Here is a 20,408-nt window from a genome sequence, read left to right as displayed (position 1 = left end):
TTATGGAAAGATATATGGAAGATGTAACAATTCATGGCCAAGTTAAACTTGCTGCAACATTATCTAGACCCGTTTCTAAATCAAGTACTTACCCAGCAGCAGTGATAATCGGAGGTACTGGAAAACTGAATCGCGATGGTAATGGGTTTGGTTTTAAGATGAATATCTATAAAAATCTAGCGGAAAATTTAACTGAATTAGGTTTTGTCACCCTTAGATATGATAAACGAGGCATAGGAAAGAGTGAAGGTAAAGCAAATGCAGTCGGTGTTGTAGATATGGTAGATGACGTTGTTGAATGTGTCCAGTATTTAAAAGGGCTATCCTATGTGGATTCAGATAAGGTTATTCTAGTTGGCCATAGTGAAGGGTGTATTCTATCAACTTTATCAGCAGAAGTTATATCTGTAGCGGGATTGATATTGATTTCTGGCGCAGGCGTCTCTATGAAAACAAGTATGGAGGAACAAGGAAGATTTTTACTGGATGAAGTGAGTGAAATTAAGGGAATAAAAGGTAAGTTTTTACGCTTTGCACTAAGTGAAAAATCGGTTATTGAAAAGCAAAAGAAACTTTTTGAGCGTATCAGTAAAAGTACAAAAGATACTGTACGCATCCAGTTGATGAACTTTCCTGCAAAATGGCTTAGAGAACATTTGAAATTTTCTAATCAAGACTTAATCAACAAGTTGAATCATCAGACAATTCCTATTCTAGCAGTGACGGGGGATAAAGATGTGCAAACAGATTATCGGAATCTAGATGCTTTATCTGAATTAGATTCTAAGCATATGGAGATCTATGTGATAGAAAATATGGACCATATGTTAAAAAGATTTAGTGGAAAACTGAGCGTATTAGATGTTAAAAAACAGTACAAAGCTGAGTTGAATCAACCAATGCATCAAGAACTCGTTCATGTTATTAAAGAGTGGGCACATAGAAACGAACTTATAGTATAACTGCTATGGAAAGGAAGAGATATATGTATGAAAAAAATAAAGAAATAAACAATTTTACTCAGCACAAATTGATTGAATCAATTGTACTACATCTGCTTCCTGGATTATTTTTATTTATGACCTTTATCAGTCTAACACCAATACTTCAGACGCATGGGATTCCACCGATTTTAACATTTAGTGTATTGGCTCTCATTACATGTGGTCTTGAACTTGGCATCATCTGCATCAGGGAAAGCATTCCACTTAGACATATATGGGGGAACATCTTAAATCAAGATAAAAAACTAACCAAACTGAAATTTGTAGGTTTGGTACTGGGCTTCTTAGTGATTGCAACAGTTTTGATATCTGTATTGAGTTTTTTTGACCAAGAGCTACTAAAACTTCTTCATCTGCCAGAATGGTTTGTGTTTGATGGTTTAGAGGATTTTACTTCTTCGAATAAGATGTTAAGTTATATAACTGTTTTTGCATTCTTGGTAATAACGGCATTCATAGTGCCAATTATTGAGGAAATCTATTTTCGAGGCTATTTATTGCAGCATATGCCAATTCAAAGCATTTATGGAGCGATCTTAAACGCTTTTCTATTCACAATTTATCATGCATACAGTTTTTATAGCTTCTTTGGTATTTTTGGTTCTAGTTTGATATTGGCAGTAGCTTATTGGAAGTATGGAAATATTAAACTCGTTATTACTTTGCATGTTATTGCCAATACTTTGACCAAATTAAGCATTGCATTTATGGTATTGCAAGCACTTGTATAAGTTTGATGCTAAGTTGTTGATTGAATCCGAATATTTATGGTTATAATTCTTATAACATAACTTATATCTAGTACTTGGATTAGTGTTTAATTATTTTAGAAGAAAGAGAGGCATATATTATGTTCGCGGTATTAGGTGCATTAATATTTTTTGTATTGCTGTTTTGACAGTTCTAGTTGCTTTAGGATTTCCACTTGGAGAATTTACAATGGGAGGACAATATAAAATCCTACCAATTAAATTTAGAATCATGGCAATAGTTTCTGTTGTTATCCAGATTTTTGCCATTTTTATTGTTTTACAGGCTGGAGGAATCATTCCACTGATGTTTTCTTTGGGATTAACTAAATCTATTTGTTTCTTTTTTGCTGCTTATCTATCTCTGAATACGATTATGAATCTTATTTCTAAAAGTAAAAAAGAGAGAAATGTTATGACTCCACTTTCGTTTATTGGAGCAGCATGCTTTTGGATTACAGCCATCCAGATGTAGCCTTGCAAAATGTCACTAAAGTAAGTACTTGTATACTTTCGTTTGACAATCCTATTATTTAGTGATATATTGTGCATACACAACATACACAATATAAAACAACTTGATCTCACAAATGGTCCAGAATTCCAAAATTTTGGTGATATTTATTGAAAGGATTGATTGAATGAAAAGTAAAAAAGTGATAATAAGAATAATTACATTTGTCATGCTTATAGTCTCATTAGCTTTTGTCCCATGGGGAATCGTGAAAATGTGGGCATCACCACTATCGGAAACGATACAAATGGATATAGAAAGCGCAGTGACAAATCATAATCTAGATGGGGTTATCGTATATGTAAATCAAGGAGGAAAGGCATCATTTTATAGCGCCGGTTGGAAAGATAGGGATAAGAAGATTGAGACGGATCCAGAATCTTTATTCAAAATTGCTAGCATAAGCAAGCTCTATATTGCGGTTGCAGCAACGAAACTTATCGATGAACAACGGTTAAATCTTGACGATACTTTGAGTACGCTTATGCCAGAATACGCAAATCAGATTGAGTTCTCTGATAAAATATCATTAAGAATGCTAATAAAGCATCGAAGCGGTATCCCAGATTTTATTAAATTGAAAGCGTTTCCTTGGTCAAATCTGCCAATAAGTAATAAAGATGCACTAAAGCTAGTTCTTGGCATGTCAGCTGATTTTTCTCCAGATAGTAAATACGCATATTCCAATACCAACTATCTGCTAATCGGTGAGATTATGGATAAAGCTTTAGGGTATTCGCATCAGCAATATATCAAAGAAGAAATCTTGGAACCGTTGAATCTGACCAATACATTTAGCTTCCTTAAAGAGGTGAATCAGCAAAATGTGATGAGTGGCTATGATGTAGGGTATGATGGTGATTTGAAACTCAGTGATTATACAATTCCTGGTGGCTCAATGGTTGCAACTGCTGAAGATGTTGGTATATTTTTAAGAGCACTTAATGATGGATCGTTGATGACAGAGAGCGAAAGAACCCTCTATTCTGAACTATATGTGTATGAACATACGGGATTACTACCAGGGTATCAGAGTATAGCGAGATATGATAAAGAACGAGATACTGTCGTTATATTATTTGTTAATACAAGTGGTGGTGATTCATGGACGAAAATTGAGATACTTTATAATAGAATTATGAAAATATTATCAAAATAATATCAAAATAGAATCCAAATAGTACTTAAATAGAATCAAGCCTTGACGAAGATTAGTTTTGTTGGGGCTTTTTTTTGAATTAGAATTGAATAGATTCGGAATTATTGATCAAAGTGAGAGTAATAGACAAAAATCCAGTCACTAGGTATAATTAAAGAAAAACAAAATAGCCACTTTTCGTTTTATAGATACTTAGAGATAAGAATAACCAATGGGATCAAAAGTACAAAGAATCATATAGGAAGGAGTTTTGTTATGAAATATCTAGGATCATGTCTTTGTGGTGATGTTACTTTTGAAGTAGAAGGAGATTTTGAAAATTTTTATCTCTGTCATTGTAAGCGATGCCGTAAAGATACAGGTTCAGCACATGCTGCCAACCTTTTTTCTTCTACAGCCAAGTTAAGATGGTTGTCTGGTAAAGAAAAAGTTAAAACCTTCAATTTTCGTTCAGAAGGTCATATAAAAAGTTTTTGTACAAATTGTGGATCTGCATTGCCCAATATACAAATGGAGGGAAAATTACTTGTAGTTCCCGCAGGAAGTCTTAATAGTGATATAAACATAGTGCCACAAGGACATATCTTCTATGCAAGTAGAGCAAGCTGGGACACTGAACTTGAGAACGTACCAAAGTTTGATGAGTTGCCAATGTTTGATGAATTGTCAGATAAATAAATACAATAGCCGCTTTTCAACATTGGTTGCGAAGCGGTTTATTATTAATATATGAAAGGACGATTTGATGAATACATGGTTTTATGAGAACAAATTGTCGAAGCCACAATTGCCGCTGAACTGGATTAAAAGAAAAAAAGTATTAAGAAAGCTAGATGAAAATCCCGTATATGATGTAATTCAAGTTGTTTCTCCAGCCGGTTCCGGTAAATCAATTTTAATCAGTCATTGGGTGAGTGAAAAGGAGTATCCACATTTATGGTATTCACTTGATCCAACTGACAATGATTTGATTAGATTTTATAATTATTTATTGAGAGGGTTAGTTTCTAGTGAAATTATAAGTGAAGAAGAATATCTGGGTGTACTTAAGATGTTCAATCATTCCGAATATAACATGAGTGCATTCCTATTAAGTCAATTTTTAAATATTAAATATGATTTTTATCTTATTTTTGATGATTTTCATTCACTAAATAACAATGATATTTTTATTTTTCTTAATAGGCTTTTAAGCTTAAAGAATCAATATTTAAAGATAGTTGTCATATCAAGGGAAGAACAACATTTTCCACCTATAACTAAAGTCCTAGAAGGCTTCGTCACTCAGATTGGGTTGAGTGATTTGGCTTTGTCGAAGAAAGAGATTCAAAGTTACTTAAACATGCTGAGTCCTAAAACAAGTGATTTTCAATTGGTTGAGTCTATTTATAGCCAAACAGAAGGGTGGCTATTCGGTGTTCAGTTGATGTCTTCATTTGTAGTAAAAGGGGAAACCATTCACAATGAGTTAAAGTCAAAACAAATCGCATCAATTAAGCAATATATGATTGATGAAATTCTACTTTTTGAAGATCAGTCCATCATTGATTTTGTGTATAGAACTTCGGTACTTGATTTTTTTAATATATCTATTTGTGAAAAAATCATGGATGACACAAAACTTAGTATTGAATCAATTCTAGTTAAGTTGAAGAAAAAAAACTTGTTTTTAGTTGAACTTGAAAAGGAGAACACTTATCGGTATCATCATTTGTTCAAAGAAGCTTTAGATATAACGCGGCAACAGTATTTTGAAACTCAATCTATGGTTAATCTACAATCAATTATTTTAATAATTGCAGATTGGTATGAACAGCATGATATGTTCTTAGATGCGATAAACCAATATATACAAATTAAAGCGTATTCTAAAGCGGTGCAGTTATTGTCTGAAATATGGCCGGATGTAGATGTTAAAATGGAGCACAAAAGCTGGAGAGAACTAGTTGAAAAACTTCCTTTAGAGACCTACTCAGATAATCCGATCATTTATTTGGGGTTGGGTTGGTCGCTATTACAAGATGGAAATATAAAGTTAGCTCAAGCAAAATTTAATTTATCTTTTGATATCTATACACAGTGTAACTATTTAGCGTACCCAGAAATAACCCAAACAATTCCTTTGTCATGTAAAATTGCAGAGATTTATATTGCTTCCATGAATAATCAGCATGATGGAACACTCGACATAGTGCACAAAATTTTTAATGAATATGAATCAATCAGCATTCAATATGTAGGTGTAATCTATACGTTGCAATCGTGTGCGTATTGGGCTCAAGGAGAATTCCTTCTTGCAGAGCAGTCATTGATCAAAAGCAAAGAGTATCTTAAAGATGATCTCGTATATAATCTAGTGGATTTAACTTTAATTGAACTGTATTGTGAGTTCGGTTATTTTAGAAAAGCGGAATTTTTATTAAACTTAGTGTCTAGTAGAGTAGATAAAAATAGTATATTAAAAATACTAAATGCAAGTCTAGACTTATTCAGAGGTAAGCTGTTTTTTTATAAAGGAGATTTAGAATTAGCTTATGAGAAACTGAGATTGAGTGAGGAAAGTGGCAGTATTTGTGCGCTTGATGACTGGAAATATAAGATGCTGAAACTTAAAGCACGCATGTTGATCAGTCAAGATATGTATGAAGAAGCTTATGAGACTATTGCGCAATTGCGTATGGTGATAAATCCCAGTCCGATCCCAGAATATTTAACAACATTAGATTTAGAAGAGGCTATGAGACTGAGACAAACTAAGGAAACAGGACTTGTTTTAAGTCATATTCATGAAAATGAGTTAAGCAGTTTTATAACCGAATATGCCACAATTTTATTAGTTTTGTCCGCTTTATATAAGATAAAGGCCAATGATAAAGATAAGCTTAATCTAGCGTATATAAAAGCATTTCTAGTTAGAAACATAAAACATTTCGAGCAACAAAAACGAGTAAGCAGTATGGTAACATTTAATTTGCTCTTAAGCATCTGTTATCACTATGAGAAAAATGACATTAAGCGCCTAGAATTTTATAAGTTAAGTAAGAAATACGCTAATTTAGAAGGCTACCAGTTACCTTTTATTTTGTATTCTATAGAGAATATTATTGAAAACATTCCAATTAGCCGTGGAAGTCTAATTTATTCAAATTCAAATAATGGCTTAATAGAACCACTTTCTAAGCGTGAGTTGGATGTTTTTCTATGTATAAGCGAAGGTTTAACAAATAAAGAGATTAGTGGTAAATTATATTTATCAGAAGAAACTATAAAAAGTTACAATAAAAGTATATATAGAAAATTGGGCGTAAATAGAAGGACTCAAGCCATTGTGAAAGCAAAAGAATTAGGCTTCTTAAAATAATTCTAAGAATAACTATTATTCTAGAAATTACAAAGTCAAAGTCATGGATTAAACAAGCTATGTTTAGTCTATGGCTTTTTTATTGCTTGTCTTTTATTTTTTTACCCACTAAAGGGGGTAGTTTATGACATCTGCAATACGGTATGATGTAAGAAATTTTAAGGTATCAGTATAAAAATTTGAAAAGAGGTGAAATATGAAAGCTATAAGTGTCATTGACAAGGACAATGATAAGGAACTCGCGTTAGTAGAAGTTTTTGATGTTCAGCCTGCAAAATATGAAATTAAAGTTAAAGTGAAAAAGGTTCCTTTGACTACAGGTGATGTTGCACTGATGCGCATGGGTTCAAAAAAAAATAAGATTGTTGGTCAATTTTATGCTGGAGAAGTTGTCAGTTTAGGTAATGGTGTAGATGAGTATAACATTGGAGACCGAGTTTGTGGACTTCATAAGAATGGTACACTTTCTGAATTTATATGTGTAAGTAATGAAAGTATCATTCATCAAATTCCTGATGATATTTCCTATGAAGGAGCTGTTTCGCTGTTGTTTGGTGGGAGTGCCGCGCTGTATTTTCTTAAAAAACTGGCTAGTATGAACAGAAAATTATGGATATTAATTAATGGTGCCTCAGGTGAAGTTGGTCTTTTAGCCCTTCAATTAATGAAGGCTTATGGACACAATGTAACTGCAGTAAGTAGCGCTAAAAATTTTGCGATTCTTGAACAATTTGGAGCAGATAGGTGTATTGATTATACTCAAGAAAATATTGAGGAATATCTGGACCAGTTTGATGTCGTTTTTGATGCTGTAGGTAAACTGAATGTGCATAGAACTGTTGCGCATATGTCTAAAGACTCTGATTTTATAACCACTCATGTAGGCGTTGAATTGATAGGAACTCTATTAAAGAGCTGGCTAGTAAAAAGCGTGAGAATAAAAATGGGAATAGCAAGCTTTAAGAAAGAGGATATTGAAACATTATTTGAGTTATATTCAGTAGGTGGCATAAGAGAAGTAATAGATAGTAGAGTTGCACTGAAAGAAGTGAGTAAAGCACTGGATCGAGTGAAGTCTGGAGCTAAAGTAGGTACAGTAATAATTGATTTTGAAAATTAGGAGGTAATTATGGAAACGGTAAACTTTGATAGCGATCAAACGATTAAAAAGGCTGCAAGAATAGGTGGAATATCTTATGTACTCTTAATACTACTAGGTTTATTTGCTGAGTTATTTGTTCGAAGCTCACTTATTACAGGCACCATGACAGAAACTGTAAGTAACATAACTTCAAATGAACTTTTATTTAGACTTGGATTCTTTAGTGATTTGTTAATGGTACTACTCGATATAACTGTTGGAATAGCGCTTTATGTGATCTTTAGAAATCTAAACAAAACCTTAGCTATGACTGGATTAATTTTAAGGATGATTCAATCCGTATTGTTGGCAATGAATTTACAAAGGATGCACACAGCGTTATTATATTTTAAAAATGATATAATAGAGCCTGTATTTTCGCAGATATTGGGTATTTATCAACTTGAGATGTTTAGGTATGGTTACTTTTTAGCGTTAGTCTTCTTTGGTCTATATCTGATCGTTATTGCACTTCAATTTAGACAAACAGATTATTTTAACAAAATAGTAGTGTTTTTTATTGGCGTGTCAGGTACGCTATATGTAGCAGACAGTATTGTGAATTTTATTTTTCCACAATTCAAAATGTATACAGGGTCTAACGTATCAATGCTGATTTGGATTGTTACTGAGTTTGCAATTGCCATTGGACTAATCAGACTTAGTTTCAGGAAAAAGTCATTTTATAAGAGATAGAATTTTTCAAGTGTCTCGCAAATCGTTTATAGAAGGGAGAGTTATACTATTTTTAGTATACAATTATGTTTATGAATTTTAAAACCTTAATAGATTCAATTGGCAATCAAATGCCAACTTATAGTGGCGGATTAACAAACCACTTACCAATGACAGCTTATGCACTTCATTATCTTGGTATGGACGTAAAAGATATCTATGACTATGCGTTTTGGTATGAAAAGGATAAAAAAATTAAATCCATTGATGAACCTAAATTTATTATTGATAACTTAGAAAAATATTTAGGTCAAAATAAATATTATAGTGAGCTAATACAATACTTTAAAGTTGAGATTAATTCAAATGGTGTTCAAGAAGTCGTAAAAAAATATATTGATATGCTCTTTGAGGGTTCTTCAGGTGATGCTTTTCATGGTTTAATAAGATTGGCATATGCAGTTGAGAGTGACAACAGTGATGAAGTGGGCAGAGCATTAGCTTATTTATCTGATAGCTATAAGAAATTCAATATTGATAAGCATCAGATATTAGAAGAAGAACCACTAAAAACAATTGAAACATTATCAAAAAGTGAATACTTCAAGAAAAAGAAGTTTAAAGAATCTTTAATTATCGGACGAATGAAAGAGGTTTCTGAAGATGAAAATATGCTAGGACTGCTGAAAAAATTACCAGAAAGTTACAAGACTGAAGATGCTCTTAGCGAATTAACCATGAAAATCTATGCCATGACTGAAGATTTTACAATGCTTCACGGGTTTACATCAACTCATGCGTTGACTGTGTTGTCCCCCTATATTTTAGATGTAAAAAAAGCCATAGAATTACATTGGCTACATTTACAAATAGCATATTTATCGACGAACTGTAAAAAACTTAACAAAATTAGCTTTGATCAGAAAAATACTGATTGGAATCTGGTTTTTGAGAAAGCACTTAAATCAAAGGATGAACACACACACAAATTGGTTTATAGTTTGCATAAAAATTATTTGATGCATAAAAATAGTGATTTGGGGCTACTATATGGTCAGATTGCTAGAAATAAAGTAGCTCAAGAATTGTTTGCTGAGTATAAACTAAACGGTAAATTGTTACTAAGAAATCGTTTTGTCATGGCGCCGATGACAACTTGGAGTGCAAATTCTGATGGAACTGTCTCCGAAGAAGAACTCCAATACTACAAGTTTAGGAGTAGTGGAGTAGGTATGGTTATTACGGCAACAACCTACATGGAGCCAAGCGGCAAGGGGTTTTCTGGTCAGTTTTTTGCAGGGGATGATACGATGTTGCCATCTTTGACTGAGCTTGCAAAAACAATCAAGTCACAAGGTGCGAAGGCGATTTTACAGGTCTTTCATGCAGGCCGAAAAGGAAATCCGCATGATATGCCTAATGGGATAACTGTTAGTGCTTCTCCTATTCCAGGTAAAAGAGAGATTGAGAACATTCCAAGAGCAATGTCTGAGATTGAAATAGAAAATACAATAAATTCGTTTCGAGACTGTGTAGATAGAGCCTATAGAGCTGGATTTGATGGTATAGAGATTCATGGCGCAAACACATACTTGTTACAACAGTTCTTTTCACCACACTCAAACCGGAGAGAGGATCAGTGGGGTGGGAGTCTTGAAAAAAGAATGAGGTTTCCACTTGCAATTATAAAGGCTTGCTTAGCTGAGCGTGAAAAAATGAAACTTGAAAATTTTGTGATTGGTTATCGGTTTTCACCAGAAGAAAACTCTGAACCGGGTATTTCATTAGAAGAAACGGTTAAGTTCATCGATATAATTAGTGGTCTTGATCTTGATTATTTACACATATCCTTAAGCGATTTTGAACAGACATCAATTAGAGCGCATAGTGATACAAGAAAGATTATTAAAGTTATTAAAGACACCATAAACTCAAGAAAGCCATTAATAGGTGTTGGAAGTATTTATACAAAAAAAGCAGCAAAACGATTATATGAATACGATGTGGAATTGATAGCGCTTGGTAGACAATTATTGATAGATGGAAAGACTATTGAAAAATGGGAAAAAAATCAAGTTCCATACAAAACGTATAGCGCATTAAGAAAACACGAGCAATTTATACCAGATCCGTTGCATGATATCATTATCAATACTGAAGATTGGGTACCGAAAGATGAATAAAGTATACAGTGCAGCTACCAGCATTACATTGGAGCAAGTTTAATATTAATTGGCGTAATTGGTGTGAATTATAAAAAAGGAGATTAGACTAAAATGAACATTCGACAAAGAGAACTAGCATCATTTGATCAAAGCAATGAAGAATATATTATTGGGACGCTACAAAATACAAATTTTAAAATTGATGAATTGGAAAATATTGATGAGAACAGTAAACTCGTCAGCGAAATTATAGAGTCTGGGCTTACAGGTGTTATTTTTAAGATAAATAAAGACGCTGTTTACAATTTAAAAAGAAAAAGGAAAACAAGTAAGGTAAAAAATATAGATGGACAACTTTCATTTTTAAATGAGCTGATCTGCCGGTCAAAAATTATAGAAAATCAATGGAAGTTTGCCTCTTTTCAAAACAATATTGTCAAAACAATATATGCTAATTATAGGAAAGGTATATTACTTTCGGAATGGATTGATGGTAACCATCCCAAAGCACTGGATATAGATTGGATTCAAGATACGATCAATATTGCACTTGATTTGCAAAAGATTGGTTTGTTTGAATGGGATTTAAGTCGTGGAAATATTCTAGTAAAAGATAAAAAAGTTAAATTATTTGATTTTGGTTACTGTTATCAATTTGATCCACTGGTTGCTTATAATTCAGAAGGATTAAATGAACCGAGATTCCATGCTTTAGAGCGACTTGAAACAAGGTATTTGATGCTGGCACTTTATCGATATGAGAAAGAAAATGGGAAAAATAAAACTTTAAACCTATTTAAAGAAATTAAAAGGGCAGGCATCATAAGTTATGTAGATCATCATGCATATCTAGAAAGTCAAGGTGCGAATAAACAAGTGTTGGTACACTTTCAAAACATTATTGAAGAATGGCGTGATGGCATAGCAGATATGGATGCATTAGAGGCGTTATACCTAAAAGAAGTTCTAAGATCACATTTGCTTGATATTCATGATGACCTTTCTGGAAAATCGTGCACACCAGATACCCTATTAAGAATTAGTCATTTAAAAGAGCTTACGAATCAGTATACATGGCGTCAAATAGCAACGTTTGTAGACCACACTGAAAAGGAAAAGTTTTTACAAGAGTTAGAGTCCTTTCATGAAAATGCGATTATGTATCAGCATTCATAAGCAGTAATTGATAATCATTATACTAAAGCACTCATTTTAAATTTTTTAAGGCAAGATGTTCTCGACATTATCTTTCAGATTGCCTATCAAAATTTGAAAAAAGTGCTTTCTTTTACATAAACTATATATAATCATTGTGTTGAATCTCAACCTAAATAAAAGTGTGTTATGATAAACACAAAAAAGGTATACTTAAGTATTGAAAAGTCACTCAATATTTAATTAGGAGACATCATGGATACTTACTTATTTCCCATCAAAATCGCAATTCTAACATTTCCACTGTTCGCTTTTGTTTTTACGTTGCCTTTTGCAATATTTCAGTATAAAAAGTATGGTTACATCAATAAGTTTAGAATTTTTATTTTGTTTTCTTTTTTACTTTTTTTAATCGTTGCTTTTTATCTCGTAATTTTACCACTTCCGGCTTCTAGAGACATAAAAAGTACGATGATAAAAGACGCACCGTATTATAATTTGGTACCGTTTACTTTTGTAGCAGATTTGATGCGTGAAGCTAATTTTGATGTCCGCGTACCTGAGACGTATCAAAACCTTTTGACAGAAAGGACTTTTCTACAGGCGGCGTTTAACATTTTGATGTTAATGCCATTTGGTATTTTTTTACGTTATTATTTCAAATATAGTTTTAAGAAGACCATTATATTGACCCTCTTACTTTCACTTTTTTTCGAAGTCACACAGCTTACAGGTTTATATGGAATGTATAATGCGCCTTATCGTTTGTTTGATGTGGACGATTTATTTTTAAATACAATGGGAGGCGCGTTTGGCTATATATTCGCACCATTCTTCACGTTTTTTTTACCAAAGCCCTCAACACTTGATAATGATGTGAATTTAGAAGCAATGCGGGTGTCTTTATTTAGGCGGACACTTGCACTTGGAATTGATTGGTTTGCATTAGGTTTATTTGCACGTCTTTATGATAACCTACTAATAGAAGCTGCAGTGTATTTTACGTATTTTATACTTATTGTTACAGCAACAAATGGGAGAACACTGGGCAAATGGCTCACTTCAACTAAAGTAAAAGGTGCTGGTGAAAAACTTACCTTTAAAGAGGCCTTTATCAGGTATGGTCTTTTATATTTTGGTTTTTTTGGACTTATACGAGTGCTTGGAAAAGCAATTGATATTTTGGTTGCATTGCAAGATCCATATAGTATTTGGATGACTGTTTTTGCAGTGGCTATTTTAGCAGTTATTGACATCATGTTTTTGGTTCATCTTATACTCAACAGTATGAAGAAAGATCGGTTTTTTTATGAAAAAATGAGTCATACACAATTAGCTGTGTCTAAGTAATCATAGTGTATTTTTGATGAAAGTAGGTGAATTTTGTGATTCGAGTAAAGTTAAAACGTAATGGTTTTATAGTGTTATTGATGTTATTGATGCTTGTAAATGCCGGCTGTAAACGAGCTGACATAATGTCCACGGAAGACGTGACAACATCAACAAATATAGAAATTGAAACGACTACAACTGAAACTTTAACATCTGAAACGTTTTCAGAGGGCAATAATCCTGTTTTAAAACATGGAAGGCTTAAACTAGATGGGCTACAAATCGTCGATCAGTCAGGTACACCGATTCAACTTAGGGGCGTGAGTACACATGGTATTCAATGGTTCCCTGAATATGTTTCGCAAGATACGTTTAAAACAATGAAAGATGATTGGCATATTAATGTCGTTAGGCTTGCTATGTACTCCGATCCTAATGCAGGCTATGATGAGCAACTTCATGCACTTGTTGAGAAGGGTGTGGCATATGCGACTGAACTCGATTTATATGTGATCATCGACTGGCACATACTATCTGATGGCAACCCAAATCTTTCAAAAGATAGAGCCATTAAGTTTTTTGAGGCAATGTCAAAGAAGTATAAAGACAATCCAAATGTGCTTTATGAAATCTGCAATGAACCAAATGGCGATGTCACATGGTCAAGAGATATTAAACCTTATGCAGAGTCGATTATTAATGTCATCCGTCAAAATGATGAAAATGCGCTCATCATAGTGGGGACACCTACGTGGTCACAAGATGTGGATTTAGTTGCAAATGATCCCATTGAGAATCAAGAAAACATTTTATATGCACTGCATTTTTATGCGGCAACTCATAAAGAAGGCTTGAGAGAAAAACTTTCCGAAGCATTGAAATTGGGGCTTCCAATTATCGTAAGTGAGTTTGGTATCAGCGATGCTTCGGGCAGTGGAGAAATCGACTATGAACAGGGTGCGATTTGGTTAGAGTTTTTAGACGCACATGGAATTGGATATGTTGCATGGAACTTATCAAATAAAGAAGAGACGTCCGCTTTGATCAAATCGGATATTAAAACTGTTTCGGGATGGAATGACTCGGATTTAACGCCATGGGGACTGTGGTTCGTAAAATGGATTGGAGGAAAATAGAGGATGTAGCGTAACTATTTAAAAGGAGTATTGGTGATAGCTTGGGAGGTGTTTACTATCAGAGATCAATCAGCGGACGCATATTTGAAAAAAGTACTAAAATCCTATATTCAATCTACAGATGAAGAAATCAGTGAAATTGTAAGCAAATTACCTGTTAAGCGGTTTAAAAAAGGATCTATGATTTTATACCAAGGTGAGCCGTCTAATCACTGCATATTTGTAATTAGTGGTTGTTTGCGACAATATAGGATAAATGAAAAAGGTGATGATGTAACAAGTGAATTTTACGAAGAAGGTCAATGGGTAAATGTATTTAACGAAACTGCTAAAGATAAAGTTTCTAAGTATAGTATAATTTGTTCAGAAGATTGTATACTTATTTATAGTAAAACGCAACTTAAGAGTGATATGTTTTTAGCATATCCTGACTTAAAGGATATGACTACAGTAATGTTAGGCGAAAGATTAGGTGAAATCAATGAAAATATTTATTCCTTTGCAGCGCTTTCGCCAGAAGATAGAGTAAAAGAACTATTACAAAACAGACCCAGTCTGATTAAAAGAGTACCTCAGCATCAACTTGCTAGTTACTTAGGTGTTACCCCCGAATCATTTTCTAGGATAAAAAAGAGGTTAGATTCATTGACTTAAGTCAATGAATCTTTTTTTTGTGAGCATATAATTATATTAGGAAGACAAGGAGGCCGTTATGAAAGCGATTAGATATCATAAATTTGGAGCACCAAGAGTTTTGAAAGTTGAAGAAGTAGATAATTTGAATTTTAATGATCACCAACTATTAGTAGAAGTATATGCCACTACTGTGAATTCTGGTGATTGTCATTTAAGAAGTGGAACCCCTCTGTTAGCCAGAATTTTTGCAGGTCCAATAGTACCCAGACAGAAAATACTGGGAACAGCTTATTCTGGTAAAGTAGTACAAGTTGGAGCAAACATATCAAAGTATAAAGTTGGAGATGAAATATTGGGTTCGCTAGGCATTAAATCAGGCACATATGCAGAGTATATTGCTATAGAAGAAAATTCAGTCGTTGTTAAAAAGCCATTGGGTTTGACTCATGAAGAAGCGGCATCTTTAATTTTTGGTTCCTTATCAGCAAAGTATTTTTTAACTAAAGCTGGAATTGCAAGAAAAAAAAGAGTTTTGGTAATAGGAGCAGCGGGTTCGGTCGGCTCATATGCAGTACAGTATGCGAAGAGTATTGGCGCTCATGTAACTGGGGTATGTCATTCCCAAAGTGTTGAATTTGTAATCGGAATTGGTGCTGACAGGACGATTGACTATACCCTTGAGAACCTTTCAGATTATAAAATGCAGTTTGACATTATATTAGATACGGTAGGAAAGGAAAGTTTGTCGGTTATAAAATCTTGTTTGGCAATAAACGGGAATTATATTACAACTGTTGTTAGAATTGGGGTCATCATTAGACAGTTTTTTAATAAAGAAAATGGTAAGAAATTTATGTTTGATGTGACTAAATCAAAATCATCAGATTTAGAGCATATCATAGAATTAGTCAAAATAGGAGTGTACAATCCTTTAATTGATGCAGTTTATAAGTATGATGAAGTTGTAAAAGCCCATCACTATGTGGAAGGTAATAGAAAATCAGGAGCAGTTGTTTTGAATATGAAAGTTTAGTATTCTAAGAACTTTACACCTAAGTGGTTTTGTACTTTGATGTCGACAGACTATATTTTAGGAATAAACGATCGAAGATAGAGAGTTTGGTTAAGAGTGGGATTGAGGTTTGGTTTGTAGGAATGTGAGATTCTAATAGGACTATCTAATAAGTAACGAATTAGGTAGTACTTTAAATTGTCTCAGATTCATGTCAATAAAGGATACAATGCTCTCATTGATCTAAATATACACTGATCCAATTATTGTACACTTCAGGGTATTCCATGTTAAGAAACAAGAAAGCGCCCCTTGTTAATTATTCAAGGAAAGAAATCTTAGGTTAAAGCCTATGGAATGCATTTTGAAGTTTGAATGAGTACGCAGGATGGGGGTAATTAGTATCAACGTAATTATATTATCTTACTATTTCCCCAGAAAATAAAAAAACTTTGCAATAATTACTGCATGGTGGTATGTTTTCCAAAATGGACTATATAAGATCCAACCAATCTTATATAGTCTATTTTAATGTCGATTTCAACATATAATCAATCCGAATGAATTGGTGTTAAGAGCCAAATGTGACTTGTTAAATCGCTTTTTAATTCTTATGGTGTAAAATATTGCTATTTAATTCAAGTGAGAATATAATGTAAATATAGTTATAGTAAAGTTAACTGAAAAAAGAAAGAGGTGATATTATGGGTAAATATTTAACTTCTCATAGCGCATTAACTGAAATTGGTGCTAGACTCAAAGCATATCGAATAGATTTTCCTTTGTCACAAGAGGAGTTAGCACTTAAATCTGGCATAGCTAAACGAAGTATTTCGCGTATGGAAAATGGTGAAGATATACAGTTTGGAAACCTTATAAAGGTACTCATAGCACTTGATTTAGATGCCAATCTTGACATGCTCGTTCCAGATCCTCATAAGAGACCCTCAAATTACTTGAAAGATAAATCGATTCCACCACAAAGAAAACGCGTAAGTGCAAAAGTATCTAAACAAACCAAGACTGATATTAAATGGGGAGATGAAAACCTATGAACAATACTGCGACCGTATTGCTTTGGGGAACAACGGTAGGCTACTTTCATTTAGATGAAGGCAAAAAGTATGTGTCATTTGAATATGATAAGAACTTTCTGAACATGGGGATCGAGGTATCGCCAATTAAGATGCCTTTATCAAATAGAGTATATGAGTTTCCTGAATTGGTATCACCAGCCTTTAAAGGTGTTCCAGGCTTAATTGCAGATTCATTGCCGGACAAGTTCGGCAATGCAGTGATCGATCAGTGGCTTGCATCAGAAGGCAGAACACCAGAATCTTTTAATGTCATAGAACGTTTATGTTATACAGGAAAACGTGGAATGGGTGCACTGGAATATGTCCCAGCAATTAACGCACTAGGAAATCAGGATGATAAAATAAGTATTGCAAGATTAGTGGATTTTGCTTCAGCAGTTTTAGCTGAGAAAGAAAATATTTTATTATCATCACAGAATGAAGTTGAGTTCAAACAACTTTTAAAGCTTGGAACATCAGCAGGTGGTGCGAGAGCAAAAGCTGTCATCGCCTACAATATAAAAACAGGAGATATCCGTTCTGGGCAGGTTGATCTAGACGATGGGTACGATTATTGGCTAATTAAGTTTGATGGCGTCACTAAAAATGGAGATCATAATCTTGAAGATGTTGTAGAATACACTTTGATTGAATATGCGTATTATAAAATGGCACTTGAAGCGGGAATTGTGATGAGTGAGTGTAAGTTGCTTGAAGAAGGCAGTCGCAAACATTTTATGACAAAGAGATTTGATAGAGTGGATGGCAAGAAGTTGCATATGCAGTCATTAGGGGCACTCATGCATATTGACTATAATGAACCTGGACTATGCAGCTATGAATTAGCAGCTTTAACTGCAAGAAGATTGGGTTTACCAAGTAGCGATATAGAACAGTTTTTCAGAAGAATGGTATTTAATGTTTTAGCAGTCAATCAGGATGATCATGTAAAGAATATTTCATTTCTAATGGATAGAAATGGGATTTGGTCGTTATCTCCAGCTTATGATATAACATTTGCAAGTGATTCAGGTAATAAATGGCTTCAGGCACATCAAATGACGATTAATGGAAAGAAATCAAATATATTGATGGAAGATATGATTGCATGTGGTCAAAATATGGACCTTACAAGGTATAAATGCAAGAAAATCATCGAAGAAGTAAACAGTGCTGTTAAAGAGTGGCGAACGATTGCGCGTTCAGCTAATATCAAAGAAAATACAATCAACATGATTGAAAAGGAAATTAATAGGATGGACTCGTTTTTGAATGAATAATTGTAAATCTGTTGTTTTTTATTATAAAGGAGGACCAAAAAATGAGCTTTACAATCATAGCAACTTGGCGTATGGCGTTTGAAGGTGTCAGCGAAGCTACTAAAATATTAAGAGATAATGGCAGTGCATCAGAGGCCATTGAAACTGCAATTAAATGCGTTGAAGATAATCCTTTGTATACTTCTGTGGGGTATGGTGGACTCCCTAACAATGTAGGAACTGTAGAACTAGATGCAGCCTATATGAATGGTGATACGTTGGGGTTAGGTGCCGTAGCAAGTATAAAAGACTATGCAAATCCAGTATCAATAGCTAAAAAATTAAGTGAAGATCGATTTAATATATTCTTAGTCGGTTCAGGTGCTGAGGCGTATGCCCATACACAGGGATTTGAGAGAAAAAATATGCTAACTCAGCTTTCAAATAAGGCATGGAAAGAAAGAATGAAAGAGATTCATGAGAAAAATCTTAGTCCTTATGACGGTCATGATACAGTAGGGATGGTTGTTATAGATCATAATAAATCGATGGTTGCGGCGACTTCTACAAGTGGTTTATTTATGAAGAAACCTGGTAGAATAGGTGATTCGGCACTTCCAGGTTCTGGCTATTTTGTCGATAGTGAAATCGGAGGCGCAACTGCAACTGGACTTGGTGAAGATATAATGAAAGGATGTTTATCATACGAAGTCGTTAGACTGATGGAAGAGGGATATACGCCACAAAACGCTGCCGACAAAGCAGTGAATGATTTTTCTGAAAAGCTAAAGCGGAAAAATGGTGTAGTTGGAGCGATTTCGCTGGTATGCATTAATAACCAAGGGGAGTGGGGCGTTGGTACAAATGTGGAATTTCCATTTGTAGTGGCATCTGACCAACATGAACCCAAAATTTATATTTCAAACAATGAGGATGGAAAAAAGACAACATATACTATAGCAAACTTATAAACATACTATAGGAGGTTAACATGTTAAAGAAAATATTTGGATTTAATTCAACACTTGAATCGGATGGGTCATATAGTCCTTCAAAGATGTCTTTAAAGTTGGCTACTGCCAATAAAACCGATTTTGAAAATATTGCTTATCAAAAGTATCAAGGAGAAAAGTCAAAAATATTGATAATTTTAACAGAAGATAAAAATATGGGCATGGCAAATGGCACTTTTTTTTCTACTGGGAATCATCCTGTTGAAACCTTATTACCGATGCTTCATCTTAAAAATGCAGGATTTGAATTCGAAATAGCCACACCGACTGGAAAACCAGTGGTTTTTGAAATGTGGGCTTTCCCCCAAAATGATAAATATGTTCAATCTATTTTCGAGGAATATAATAATAGCTTTATGAAACCTATTAGTTTAGAGGCTGAAGTGAATCAGTTGTTAAATAAAACTGAATCGTATGCAGCTGTATTTATACCAGGCGGACATGGCGCTTTATTAGGCCTCCCAGAAGACAAGAATGTTGCTAAGGTTTTAAACTGGGCATTTAAAAATGACTTGTATATTATAAGTCTCTGTCATGGACCAGGAGCTTTTTTGTCAACAGCATTGAATCATCAAAAATTTATTTTCGATGGATATCAAATGGCTGTGTTTCCAGATTCGGTAGATCGGATGACACCGAAGATTGGCTATTTACCGGGGAAAATGCCTTACGCGCTAAATGAACGTCTCATTTCACTAGGAGCGAAAATTGTCAACACAAAATCTGATAAAACGGTATGTATAGATAGAAGATTAATTACTGGTGCGAGTCCACTGGCTTCAAATGAGTTAGGTAAACTTGCTGCAACTACACTTTTGAATAATTTATAACGATTTAGAGTTCTATGATTATCTAGATAAATATCATGTTCAGCTTTTGCATACTCCACAGTCAGATTGGGTATGTATGGAATAATCACTCGAATAACGTGATTTTGTAAGTCATAGACTAACTATATGAAGTCAAGTAAATAAGACTAGAATTTTATTTAGATTTATTCTTGAAAAGTGAGCATGACAAA

18 protein-coding genes are annotated in these 20,408 nt (G+C 33.8%); all 18 read left to right on the top strand.

What is annotated here, in order from left to right; genetic code table 11:
• Window positions 1-2 precede the first annotated feature (2 nt).
• Window positions 3-962, top strand: a complete 960-nt coding sequence (locus QE109_RS12810; protein WP_281094930.1) for an alpha/beta hydrolase — start codon at window positions 3-5, stop codon at window positions 960-962.
• A gap of 23 nt (window positions 963-985) precedes the next feature.
• Window positions 986-1,735, top strand: a complete 750-nt coding sequence (locus QE109_RS12805; protein WP_281094929.1) for a CPBP family intramembrane glutamic endopeptidase — start codon at window positions 986-988, stop codon at window positions 1,733-1,735.
• A gap of 163 nt (window positions 1,736-1,898) precedes the next feature.
• A complete protein-coding gene (locus tag QE109_RS12800; protein ID WP_342637144.1) occupies window positions 1,899-2,228 on the top strand; it encodes a hypothetical protein in 330 nt (109 codons plus the stop codon).
• A gap of 166 nt (window positions 2,229-2,394) precedes the next feature.
• Window positions 2,395-3,426, top strand: a complete 1,032-nt coding sequence (locus QE109_RS12795) for a serine hydrolase domain-containing protein (protein ID WP_281094928.1) — start codon at window positions 2,395-2,397, stop codon at window positions 3,424-3,426.
• 255 nt (window positions 3,427-3,681) lie between these two features.
• Window positions 3,682-4,104, top strand: coding sequence for a GFA family protein (locus tag QE109_RS12790; protein ID WP_281094927.1), 423 nt, complete (start codon window positions 3,682-3,684; stop codon window positions 4,102-4,104).
• Between the two features lie 67 nt (window positions 4,105-4,171).
• On the top strand, window positions 4,172-6,787 hold the full coding sequence (locus tag QE109_RS12785; RefSeq protein WP_281094926.1) for a helix-turn-helix transcriptional regulator: 2,616 nt from the start codon (window positions 4,172-4,174) through the stop codon (window positions 6,785-6,787).
• 196 nt (window positions 6,788-6,983) lie between these two features.
• Entirely contained in the window at window positions 6,984-7,907 is a 924-nt protein-coding gene (locus QE109_RS12780; RefSeq protein WP_281094925.1) for an NAD(P)-dependent alcohol dehydrogenase, read from the top strand.
• A gap of 9 nt (window positions 7,908-7,916) precedes the next feature.
• Window positions 7,917-8,624: a DUF4386 domain-containing protein gene (locus QE109_RS12775; protein WP_281094924.1), complete on the top strand. Its 708-nt coding sequence runs from the start codon at window positions 7,917-7,919 to the stop codon at window positions 8,622-8,624.
• Between the two features lie 71 nt (window positions 8,625-8,695).
• Window positions 8,696-10,786, top strand: a complete 2,091-nt coding sequence (locus QE109_RS12770; protein WP_281094923.1) for an oxidoreductase — start codon at window positions 8,696-8,698, stop codon at window positions 10,784-10,786.
• A 93-nt stretch (window positions 10,787-10,879) separates the two neighbouring features.
• On the top strand, window positions 10,880-11,944 hold the full coding sequence (locus QE109_RS12765; RefSeq protein ID WP_281094922.1) for a protein kinase family protein: 1,065 nt from the start codon (window positions 10,880-10,882) through the stop codon (window positions 11,942-11,944).
• A gap of 234 nt (window positions 11,945-12,178) precedes the next feature.
• Entirely contained in the window at window positions 12,179-13,273 is a 1,095-nt protein-coding gene (locus QE109_RS12760; protein WP_281094921.1) for a VanZ family protein, read from the top strand.
• Between the two features lie 35 nt (window positions 13,274-13,308).
• The gene (locus QE109_RS12755) at window positions 13,309-14,391 is read left to right on the top strand and encodes a glycoside hydrolase family 5 protein (protein ID WP_281094920.1); all 1,083 of its coding nucleotides are present in this window, start codon (window positions 13,309-13,311) and stop codon (window positions 14,389-14,391) included.
• A gap of 84 nt (window positions 14,392-14,475) precedes the next feature.
• Complete coding sequence (locus QE109_RS12750) at window positions 14,476-15,045, top strand: Crp/Fnr family transcriptional regulator (RefSeq protein ID WP_281094919.1); 570 nt, start codon at window positions 14,476-14,478, stop codon at window positions 15,043-15,045.
• Window positions 15,046-15,103: 58 nt separating this feature from the next.
• Window positions 15,104-16,060, top strand: a complete 957-nt coding sequence (locus QE109_RS12745) for an NAD(P)-dependent alcohol dehydrogenase (protein WP_281094918.1) — start codon at window positions 15,104-15,106, stop codon at window positions 16,058-16,060.
• 683 nt (window positions 16,061-16,743) lie between these two features.
• Complete coding sequence (locus QE109_RS12740; protein ID WP_281094917.1) at window positions 16,744-17,094, top strand: helix-turn-helix domain-containing protein; 351 nt, start codon at window positions 16,744-16,746, stop codon at window positions 17,092-17,094.
• Window positions 17,091-18,395 (top strand): type II toxin-antitoxin system HipA family toxin, encoded by a 1,305-nt coding sequence (locus QE109_RS12735; protein WP_281094916.1) that lies wholly within the window; start codon window positions 17,091-17,093, stop codon window positions 18,393-18,395. The genes QE109_RS12740 and QE109_RS12735 overlap by 4 nt, the downstream gene beginning before the upstream one ends.
• 41 nt (window positions 18,396-18,436) lie before the next feature.
• Window positions 18,437-19,345, top strand: a complete 909-nt coding sequence (locus QE109_RS12730) for a N(4)-(beta-N-acetylglucosaminyl)-L-asparaginase (protein ID WP_281094915.1) — start codon at window positions 18,437-18,439, stop codon at window positions 19,343-19,345.
• A gap of 20 nt (window positions 19,346-19,365) precedes the next feature.
• Entirely contained in the window at window positions 19,366-20,217 is an 852-nt protein-coding gene (gene hchA, locus QE109_RS12725) for a glyoxalase III HchA (RefSeq protein ID WP_281094914.1), read from the top strand.
• Window positions 20,218-20,408 lie beyond the last annotated feature (191 nt).

The organism is Fusibacter bizertensis (genome assembly GCF_029914245.1).
In the GTDB taxonomy this organism is placed as follows: Bacteria; Bacillota; Clostridia; order Peptostreptococcales; family Acidaminobacteraceae; genus Fusibacter_C; species Fusibacter_C bizertensis.
Note: the sequence above shows the minus strand (reverse complement) of the source record. Positions and strands in the feature narration are given on the sequence as shown.